This is a genomic window from Clostridium sardiniense (assembly GCF_016907995.1).
GTDB lineage: Bacteria > Bacillota > Clostridia > Clostridiales > Clostridiaceae > Clostridium > Clostridium sardiniense.
In genome coordinates this window covers 35,766-46,042 of record NZ_JAFBDA010000025.1, presented here as the reverse complement: position 1 = coordinate 46,042, position 10,277 = coordinate 35,766, and the positions used below count along the sequence as shown (strand labels likewise).

General features: G+C 29.4%; 11 protein-coding genes and 1 pseudogene. 1 reads left to right on the top strand and 11 read right to left on the bottom strand.

Annotated features, from left to right (window positions below; all coding sequences use genetic code 11):
• Positions 1-845, top strand: an 845-nt coding sequence (locus JOC62_RS15860) for a hypothetical protein (protein ID WP_204596265.1), incomplete at its 5' end; no start/stop codon positions are given.
• Positions 846-905: 60 nt separating this feature from the next.
• Here JOC62_RS15860 and JOC62_RS15855 read toward each other — a convergent pair.
• From JOC62_RS15855 to JOC62_RS15805, 11 genes and pseudogenes are all read right to left on the bottom strand, one after another.
• On the bottom strand, positions 906-2,126 hold the full coding sequence (locus JOC62_RS15855; RefSeq protein ID WP_204596264.1) for an FprA family A-type flavoprotein: 1,221 nt from the start codon (positions 2,124-2,126) through the stop codon (positions 906-908).
• 283 nt (positions 2,127-2,409) lie between these two features.
• Positions 2,410-2,827, bottom strand: a pseudogene (locus JOC62_RS15850) (flavodoxin).
• 23 nt (positions 2,828-2,850) lie between these two features.
• Complete coding sequence (locus JOC62_RS15845; protein WP_204596271.1) at positions 2,851-4,251, bottom strand: aldehyde dehydrogenase family protein; 1,401 nt, start codon at positions 4,249-4,251, stop codon at positions 2,851-2,853.
• Positions 4,252-4,439: 188 nt separating this feature from the next.
• Positions 4,440-5,153, bottom strand: a complete 714-nt coding sequence (locus tag JOC62_RS15840) for a Crp/Fnr family transcriptional regulator (RefSeq protein ID WP_204596263.1) — start codon at positions 5,151-5,153, stop codon at positions 4,440-4,442.
• A gap of 139 nt (positions 5,154-5,292) precedes the next feature.
• On the bottom strand, positions 5,293-6,045 hold the full coding sequence (locus JOC62_RS15835) for an FAD-binding oxidoreductase (RefSeq protein ID WP_204596262.1): 753 nt from the start codon (positions 6,043-6,045) through the stop codon (positions 5,293-5,295).
• Between the two features lie 236 nt (positions 6,046-6,281).
• A complete protein-coding gene (locus tag JOC62_RS15830; RefSeq protein WP_204596261.1) occupies positions 6,282-6,632 on the bottom strand; it encodes a DUF1048 domain-containing protein in 351 nt (116 codons plus the stop codon).
• Between the two features lie 9 nt (positions 6,633-6,641).
• Positions 6,642-6,989, bottom strand: a complete 348-nt coding sequence (locus JOC62_RS15825) for a DUF1048 domain-containing protein (RefSeq protein WP_204596260.1) — start codon at positions 6,987-6,989, stop codon at positions 6,642-6,644.
• Positions 6,989-7,312: a PadR family transcriptional regulator gene (locus JOC62_RS15820; protein WP_204596270.1), complete on the bottom strand. Its 324-nt coding sequence runs from the start codon at positions 7,310-7,312 to the stop codon at positions 6,989-6,991. Before JOC62_RS15820 ends, JOC62_RS15825 begins: the two co-directional genes overlap by 1 nt.
• A gap of 362 nt (positions 7,313-7,674) precedes the next feature.
• Positions 7,675-9,036, bottom strand: a complete 1,362-nt coding sequence (gene rlmD, locus JOC62_RS15815; protein WP_204596259.1) for a 23S rRNA (uracil(1939)-C(5))-methyltransferase RlmD — start codon at positions 9,034-9,036, stop codon at positions 7,675-7,677.
• A 24-nt stretch (positions 9,037-9,060) separates the two neighbouring features.
• Entirely contained in the window at positions 9,061-9,501 is a 441-nt protein-coding gene (locus JOC62_RS15810; protein WP_204596258.1) for an RDD family protein, read from the bottom strand.
• Positions 9,502-9,530: 29 nt separating this feature from the next.
• Positions 9,531-10,235 carry a lipoprotein gene (locus JOC62_RS15805; protein WP_204596257.1) on the bottom strand — a complete coding sequence of 235 codons (705 nt, stop codon included), beginning with the start codon at positions 10,233-10,235 and terminating at the stop codon, positions 9,531-9,533.
• Positions 10,236-10,277 lie beyond the last annotated feature (42 nt).

Genomic DNA, 10,277 nt, shown 5'->3' with positions numbered 1-10,277 from the left:
TTTCTTCTTCATCTCTAAAGAAAAAGAATAACTTTAATACAGCCTCCTGCAATTCTAATAAATTTAATGCTAATGACCAAAATAAAAACAGAACCCCTAAACAAAACAAAAAAATATCTATTAACCAAACCCCAAGTAAAAGCATAAGATCAATTAATAAAAATAATGATATCCATACTAAAACTAATAATTCAAAAAATATTTCTAAACCGGTTGTATCTAATTATGATTCTATAATTAGATCAAATCCTATGAATAATAAACCTAAAAATTATTATAATAAAAATGATAAATTTAATACTAATAAATATATATCTATATTAGATGAACATACTGAAAAACCTTCTATTAAACCTAAAATTAATAACTTTAAAAATACTTATAAAAAATCTATATTAAACTCTTGCTCTGTAAATAATAATAGTAAAAATAAATATGATAAATTTAATTCTAATAAATTTACACATACATTAGATAAACACTCTAAAAAAGCTTCTAATGATCCTATAATTGATAACTTAAAAAAAGCTCCTGAGAATCCTGCAATTAATAACTTTAAAAATACTTCTGATAAAACTACATTAAACTCTGGTTCCACAACTAAATCAAACTCTAAACATAATTATATTAAAAACAACTATATTGAGAGTGATAAAATTAAGTCTAATGAAATCGCATCTATATTAAATGAATATTATAGAGGTTCAACTGTCTCTATTATAGTTCGTGATTTAGGAGTAATTACAGGAAATATTGTATTAAATTTGGACTCTGTAATTGCATTAAAGCTTAAAAATAATATAACTGTTTTTATTAATAAGGATTTGATTTCAAGCTTCTTTTAGATAAGAATTTTATAACTTAAATATCACAAAGGGACTGTTTTAAGACAGTCCCTTAAAATTTTATAATATTGAGCTTATATAATCTGCTGCTTTTATTACATCTTTCTTTGATTCTTCATTAAGTGAAAATCTAATTCTTACTGGGAAATTAACATCAATCATACCTGTTGATTTTATTATTGAAGATGTACTTAAAACATTGGAATTAGTATTGTTTAAATAGTCTTGAATGATTTCAATAGGCTCTCCACTCCATCCAAATGATCCAAATGCACAAGCAGCCTTACCTTCTAAGTTCATTTCAGGTAATTTCTTTAATATATTTTCAATTGAACCTATTAAATCACCATATCTTGTTGATGTACCAAATAATATTGCATCAGACTCTTTAATAGCTTCTAATATTTCTTCTTCATCACTCTTATCAGCATTAAATATATCTACTTCAATATCTTCTGTTTCAAATTCTTCTTTGAATTTTTCTGCAATTCCCTTTGTAGAATTTCTCATTGTTGTATAAACTATTGTAGCCTTCTTACCTTTTTTAGTCGCCCTACTTCTTTCATCATATATTGAAATATACTTTTCAACATTTTCGTCTATTATATATCCATGAGATGGCGCTATCATATCAATATCTAAATTCTTTACTATTGAAATCATTGGTCTTACATATTTCTTATGTGGTGACATTATAAGATCATAGTATACAGTGAAAGCTTCTGTTATATCTAAATCTGTTTTGCTTAAAAAATACTCTTTAGCTGTTAAATGTGTACTAAATATATCACAAGGAAATAATATTTTATCATCAATACAATATGTAATCATTGTCTCTTCTGTATGAAGATATGGAGTCATTCTAAATAGTAATGTTTTTCCTCCAATATCAAGAGTTTCTCCATCCCCTACAACTAAAAAGTTTCTATCATGTAATTTATATAATTCTTTTAAGTGGTAAACAGCTTCTTCACTGCAAACTATAGTTGCATTAGTAGCTTGTCTTGCAAGTCCTCCTAAAGCACCTGAGTGATCTGGCTCTGTATGATTTATTACTATATATTGTATATCTTTTAAATCAATAAGTGATTTTAAATTTTCTATATATTCTTTTGTGTATATTAAATCTACTGTATCTATTACTGTTGGTTTCTCTGTCTTTAATAAATAGCTATTATATGTAGTTCCATCTTCTAATATTAATCTATGAAATGGTACCTTTCTATCATCTATAACTCCTACTGAATAAATATTATTCTTTAATTCAACTTGTCTTTTCATTACTATTCCTCCTAACCTGAGCAAATTCATTTGCTCCTGCATCAATCTTATGACCTTATTATAGTTAATTCTATTTAGTCTTTATGTGATTTAAAATAAAATATATAAAATAACTGATATCTAATATCAATTAATTTATATAAGTTGATATCAACTAATTTTAAATGAAAATAAAGCTATTAAAAGCTAATATTATAATAAAAAGATTAGAATTGAATATTTGTTTAAATAAAAGGCAGATCTACGCTAACTGTAGACCTGCCTTTTATAATATGTATTTAATTTATTTTGCTATTAATTTTCCAAACTCAATACATCTAACTTCATCTTCACCTTCTGGTAATTCTTTAACTATTAAACCTTCTGATATAAGTTTTGCACCATAAGATTCAATCCTTTCTTCTAAATCTTTCATCCATGCGCCATCACCCCCAGCCCTATGAACCAAATAGTGCAACTTTTTTTCCTGATATATTACCTTCTAGCGCTGCAACAAAAGGTTCAACTTCTGTATCTTCTAGTTCTTCTGCTCCATATGCAGGACTACCAAATATAATAACTTCTTCATTCTTTAAATCATCAACTGATATTTCTGATAGTTCAACTAATTCTGCTCTCTTTCCTTCTTCTTCAATACCTTGTGCTATTAATTCTGCCATTCTTTTTGTGTTTCCTGTTTGACTCCAATAAATTACTTTCATATTTCTTACCTCTTTCTTGATTCCTACTTTAAATTTATAACAACTGCTTTTGGTCTCGTCATTGATTGAATTGAGTATTTTATCCCTTGTGTTCCCATACCAGAATTCTTTACTCCTAAGAATGGAAAATGATCTGGTCCTCTTTCAGTTTTATTATTAACTTGTACAGTTCCAACTTCTAATTTATTAGCCACATAGAATGCATCATTCATATTTTCTGTAAATACTGAACTTTGTAATCCATACTCTGATTCATTAGATATTTTTATAGCTTCTTCAATATCTTTTACTCTTATGATTGGTAATACTGGTCCAAATGGCTCTTCCCAAGCAACTCTCATATCTAATGTCACTTTATCTAATAAAGTAGGTCTAATTAAGTTTCCTTCTCTTTCTCCACCTTTTAATAACGTTGCACCTTTTTCTTTTGCTTCTTCAATTAGTCCCATAACAAAATCTGCTGATTTTGAATCTATTAATGGTACTACATCTAAATTTCCACTATCCTCAATTGGATTTCCTACTGTTAATTTCTCTATCTCTTTAGATACTTTATCTACTAGCTTATCTGCTACCTTATTTAAGACTAAAACTCTCTTAACAGCTGTACATCTTTGTCCTGAATATGAGAATGCTCCAGATACTATATTTTTAGCTGCTAAATCTAAATCAGCATCTTCTAAAACTATTGCTGCATCTTTTCCACCAAGTTCCATAAGAAGTGGTTTCATAGTTGTTATTTTTGAAATCCTTTGTCCAACTTCTGTACTACCTGTAAAGTTTACAAAATTTATATCCTTATGAGATACAGTATAATCTCCGATTTCGCTTCCCTTTCCTGTAATTGTATTTATAACGCCTACCGGTACTCCTGCCATATCAAATACCTTTGCTAAGTATAATCCACTTAAAGCTCCTTGAGTTGCTGGCTTAAACACTACAGTATTTCCTGAAACTATAGCTGGTGCTATTTTAGAGGCTACTAAGTTTACTGGATAATTAAATGGTGATATTGCAAGTACTACACCAACTGGATCTCTATTTACAATTAAGATCTTATTATTTCTACCTCCTGGAAAACTATCTCCTAGAATACTTTCTCCTTCAATATTTTTAGCTGAATCTGCTGTAAATCTTATAAAATCTGCTGTTCTAACGATCTCTGATTTTGCACTCTTTCTGTCTTTAGCAATTTCCATTATCATAAGATCAATTAATGGTTCTTGATTTTGAAGTAATATATCTGCTGTCTTATATAGAATTTCACATCTTTCATTTAAAGGCGTATCACTCCATGATTTTTGTGCCTCCTTAGCACCTTCTATAGCTTTATCAACATCTTCCTTTGACATAGCTTTAACTTTTCCAATCACCTCTTTATTTAAAGGTGACTTTATTTCAATTAGGTTACCTTCACTTGGAATCCATTCTCCATTTAATAGATTCTTAAATGTATCCCCATTTTTCTTTTATCGTGTTTATCATATTTATCACTCCATTTACAATTTTCTTCTTAAGTTGTACTAATATGTTTTGTCCAAAACTTAATTTATGAGCTAATTATAAATGCTAATCTTTTTTGAAAATATGATTCAAAATAAAAACTGAAAATTTATATATAATTTCTTAATCCATCTTCATCTAATACACGTATTTGTTTTATTTTTACTATTTTTATTAAACCTTCTTCCTCAAAACTTCTAAGTTTTCTACTTAAGGTCTCCCTAGTTACCCCAACACAGTTTGCCATATCTTCTCTTGACATTTGGATCTTAATCTCATTTTTATCTCCATTAACTTTCTCGCTCTTTTCTAATAGATCTATTAGTAAATATGCAACTCTTGAATCTGCATCATTTGTAGCTAAGTTTTGTGCTAAGTTTTCCATATTAGATAATCTTTCTCCTACGCTTTGTAATAGCTTTATCCCTATTTGAGGATTCTTAATTATTATCTTTTTCATTTCTTCGTTACTAAGAATGCATATCTTAGTATCCTTTATTGCTTTAGCACTAAAGTTATGGATAGAACTATTTACTAAGTTAAGCTCTCCAAAGAATTCACCTTCAGATAATATGTGCAATATTTGCTCTTTACCATCTCTTGTATATTTATATAATTTAACTTTTCCTTCATTAACAAAAAACATATTATTTGCTATACTTCCCTCATCAAACAATACTTCACCCTTTGAATACTCCTTATGATTAATACTCTTTACTATTTCAGAAAGTTCATCACAATCTAAGTTTTCAAATATCGGAACTTTGCTTGCACAGTACTTTCCTCTACATTCATTACAACAATTCGCACAATTACTATTCATATTAACTACCTTTTCATAAATTATTTTTTAAATCACATAAAGAGTAATCAGATTTAATTCCTAATTACTCTTTATCCATAATCATATATTCCAATTATATACTTTATTCAATTTTAATTACGTAACATATATTACAGTATTATTTTGTTATATCATCACCCTTATCAAACATTTCAAAATTTATATCTTCTTTATTTATTCCCATAGATACTAGATTTCTATACACACATCTCATAAATTCTGTTGGTCCACAAAAATAAAATTCACTATCTTTATCTAAATTCTCTTCCATCCACTCTCTACTTATTCTTCCAGATATGCACCCAGAATTATTGGCCGTTTCTTCAGCAGCTCTTGTATAGAATATAGTACTTGTTATATTAGTATTTTTCTCACATAACTTTTCTATCTCATCTTTAAAACTATGATTTTCTAAGTTTTGTGTGCTATATATAAACTTAACATTCTTAGAAGTATTAGCTGCTTCATATGCCATAGTCAGCATTGGCGTCACACCTATTCCTCCCCCAATTAAAACAACATTTCTATCGTTATCTTTTAAAAAGAAGTTTCCAAGTGGCATAGTTATCTCAATAGTATCTCCTTCATTTACTTCATCAACTAATACTTTGCTTACATATCCATTTTCTTCTCTTTTTACACTAATTCTATAAAAATCATCTTTGTGATTCATAGATAACGTATATTGCCTTGGCTTTGTATATGTATTGTCTTTATTTTTAACTCTTATTGCTATGAACTGACCTGCTAAGAATTTAGGTAGTTCTTTATTGTCTAAATCTTTTAAGTAAAATGAATATATTCCAATGCTTTCTTCTATTTTCTTAACTACTTTAACTTCTTTGAATCCCTTCCATTTTAAGCTTTCCATTTTAAGTATACCTCCAATTATATTTCACTGCTTTTTCGCATTTGTCATCATTATAACTACAGGTATAAAAAAAGAATGTGATTTAAAATAAAAAGCAAGTAGAAATTATACTTGCTTAACCCATTTACTTAGCTTAACTATAATCTTACTATGCGTGATAACATGATATTTATACACTCTACCCTCTAGTTAATATTTTTGTTAAGCACTATTATTTTAATATCTATAACTCCATTTTACTTTGTTTTATCAGTAGCCTTTTTTATAGCTTTGTTAACTTCTTGGTCAACAGATTCTTGATAGATGTCAGCATACGTTTTTGAATCTTTAATTAGATCGTCGCAGAAAGCCGCTACATCACTGCCAGTTACTTCCAGCACACCTTTTCCTAAGGCTGCACCTTCTTCAAAAAGATCAACAATCCCAGATAGCAAACCTATCCCTTCATTTAGCTCAACAGGACCGACCTTAAATAGATATTTTTGAATCTCTTTATAAACAATCTGATAATCTTTTGGGAGCGCTTTGACACGCGCCATATGTGCTCGCCACTCTTTTTTGCCTTCGATGATATCTTGTATTCCCATTTTATCCTCCTATTCACCTAATTTTTTAGCGATATTACTATTGAGTTGCTTGCGCCACTTGTCTCTAAAAGTCTTTGCTCCTTCTTCGCCAACCAGCGCTGAGCAGAAGCCTTTGATGTCGTCACCCAAAACCTCTTGTACACTCTGCCCGTCAGTAGCAGTTTCTTCTAGCAAGCCAAGCACACCATCAAGGATTGGCATGAGGTTACGACCGCTGAAATCTGAGTACTGCCAAAGATTAGCCTTAATTTTTTCCCATGCCGCTTGATAATCAGCTGGTAGCTTTTCGGCTCTCATTTCAAAATTTTTAAGTTCTTTAGTCATATCACTTCCCGTAATCTTTTCCCAAAAATTCATTACTTCCTCTCCTTTAATTCGTTAATTTTTGTTGAAACAAATTCCCATTTTGCCCAGAACTTCTTTAGCTCTTCACGTCCCGCATCATTAAGGGTAAAAAACTTTCTCGGCGGTCCTATATCGGATTTCTTTTTTGTAATGTCCACCAATTTATTTTTCTCAAGTCGCACCAAGATAGTATATACTGTCCCATCTACAACATCTGAAAATCCGAGAGCATTCAGCCTCCTAGTAATTTCATAACCATATATTTCTTCATGACTGATAATTTCAAGAACACAGCCTTCAAGTACCCCTTTTAGCATTTCTGTTATATTTTCCAGATAAATCACCTCTTTACTATCTAGTATTACTTACTACTACTATATAGTATCACTCAGTAGTATTAGTGTCAATATTATATAATTATTTTTTATGTTTAATTTTAGCAATTAAATTTTAAATAATACTAAAGCTGAAAACAAACAATTTATAATAAAAGTACATACTATACTTTTCTATACCTAAATACGATTATTTTAAACATTTGTATAAAAAAATTCCCCAAGACCGTAGTCTTAGGGAATATAAAACACACTTTAATATTAGCTTAAAATCTATTAAAAAAGCCTATCTTACTCCATTACGCTGCGTAAGATGAGCCTTCACACTAAGTTAAGCTATCGTTTCACTAAGTATTCAATGCTTATTTCTTAATTAACCTAACAACTGTCTCAGCGTGTGGAGTATTAGGGAACATATCCTTAACTCTTGTCTTTTCTATGTTGTATCCAGCCTCAATTAATCCCTTAAGATCATTCACTAAAGTCTTAGGATTACATGATACATATACAATTTCCTTTGCATTAAATCTTATTACATATTCTAATGCTTTAGGGCTTACTCCACTTCTTGGTGGGTCTAATATTATAATGTCTGGCTTATCCTTAACTTGCTTTATAGTATCAGCAACATCACCAGCTATAAATGTACAGTTATCAAGTCCATTAAGCTTTGCATTTTCACGTGCAGCTTCAACTGCTTCTTCAACAAGCTCAAGTCCTATAACCTTTTTAGCCTTAGGTGCAACTATTTGACCTATAGTTCCTGTACCACAATAAAGGTCAAATACTACCTTATTTTCTGACTCTCCCATGAATTCTCTAACTATACTATAAAGACTTGCTGCCCCTTTAGTGTTAGTTTGGAAGAATGAGAATGGTGATATCTTAAACTTTAATCCTAAAAGTTCTTCCATTATATGATCTTTTCCATAAAGAAGATTAATTTTTTCAGGTATTACTGCATCTGATAATGAATCATTTTCAGTATGAAGAAGTGAAACTAATTCACCATCAAAATCTAATCCTTTAATTATATTAACCCATTCTGTTAAATCAAAATCAACTTGTGTTGTTGTTACAAGATTGACTAATAATTCACCAGTATTTTTAGCTTTTCTAATAACTAAGTGTCTTAAGAATCCTTCTCTCTTCATTACTCTATAGTAAGGAAGATCTGTTCCTCTAAAGTACTCTACTGTAGCTTTTATAACTTTTCTAAAGTCTTCATCTACTAATTTACATTGATCAACTGTTATAATTCCAAAGCTTGCATTTTTCATGTGCATACCAAGGCAAAGTTCTCCACCTTTATATTCGTCACCAAATGTAAACTCCATTTTATTTCTATATTCCCATTGATCATCGCTTCCAGTTACACCTTCATATTCTCCTGTTGTAACTTCAGCATCTTTAAATAACTCAAGAACTTCTTCACTTAAAAGTTCTAATTGCTTTTCATAAGTAAGGTTCTGTGATGAACATCCACCACATATTCCAAAGTGGGGACATTTAGCTTCTATTTCATAAGGTGCCTTTTCTAAAACTTCTAAAAGTTTAAGTTCTATAAAATCTGCTCTGCTCTTTTTAACTCTTCCCTTTATTGTCTCTCCTGGGAAAGCATTTTTAACATATATTTTCTTATCCTCCTGAGTTCCTACACCTACTGATGGGAATTCAGTTTTTTCTATTTTAACTGTAATTTCTCTCGCTCTTCTTCTGCCCACTCTTTGTTTCTCCTATTCTTTAAATTATCCGATTGCTAATATTCTCTTTCCAATAGTTCTTATATTCTTTGCCTCAAATATAGGGAAGTATAATATATTAACTATTACATAAATTATAAGTAAAATTGATGTTGGTTCAACTACCATGTAACCTATAAATCCTATTAATAAATCAAATACTAATAATAAAATTGCTGATACTCCTAATATTACTGCTTGATCTAATATATTTGAAAATAATTTCTTTATAAATGATGGATTTGCATCAACTTCTACAATAATTTTATCTTTATTTTTATTATTTTTTTCTTCAGCTTCGTCCTCATCAATTGATTCAGCTACGATATCCTCTTTAACTAATTCTTCCTCAGGACCTTCTTCTTTCTTTAATTCTAAACTCTCTACTACTTCTTCTACGTTAGTATCTTCTTGATTATTAATATCCATACCTTCTTTTTTACTCATGATAGTCCTCCTAAATTTAATTTATTTAATTATTTTATTCCCTCATTTGTCTTTTCAACAAATTTATATACCTTAGTTGATAAAGTATACACTATATAATCTTTACTTACTGCAAACTCCTCAGCTAATCCATTAATATTATCTTCTATTATGCCTTCTTTTTTATCACTCTTAATTATATCCATTATCTTTTTATTTATATCATCATAATTTCTATCTTGAACACCAGTCATTATAGCTGCATATTTAGCTATTGAAGTATCTCCTAGATTGAATTTATCATCTTTTATTGCACCTTCCCCATCAAACTTAAGTGAAAGTTTTAATTGAAGTCTTCCTGAATCTTGTGCATCTCCTAAAAGTTGTGATTGGAATTGCATACTTTCAAGTTTGTTAGCTTCTGGATTTTTGTTATCTAGATATATTGATTTAATATTAGCTGTAACTCCATCTATTTGCTCGACCTTATCTTCTTTTTTATAATCCAAACCAAATTCTTTGGTTTTATCTTCAATAGAAGTCATTAAACTATTACTCTTATCAACAAATTCATCATGAGTAAAATCTCTAATCCAATCCCCTTTTAAATCTTTAAATTGCTTTTGATTATCTATATTAATTTCTGCTTTTTTTGTATCTTCATCTGCAGTTTTTTGCTTTTCATTGCTTCCACATCCTGCTAGTGAAAATAATAATGTAGTTGTTATCACTAGACCTATAATCTTTTTAGTCATATATTTACCTCCTAAATAGACCCTCTATTATTGAAATTTGTT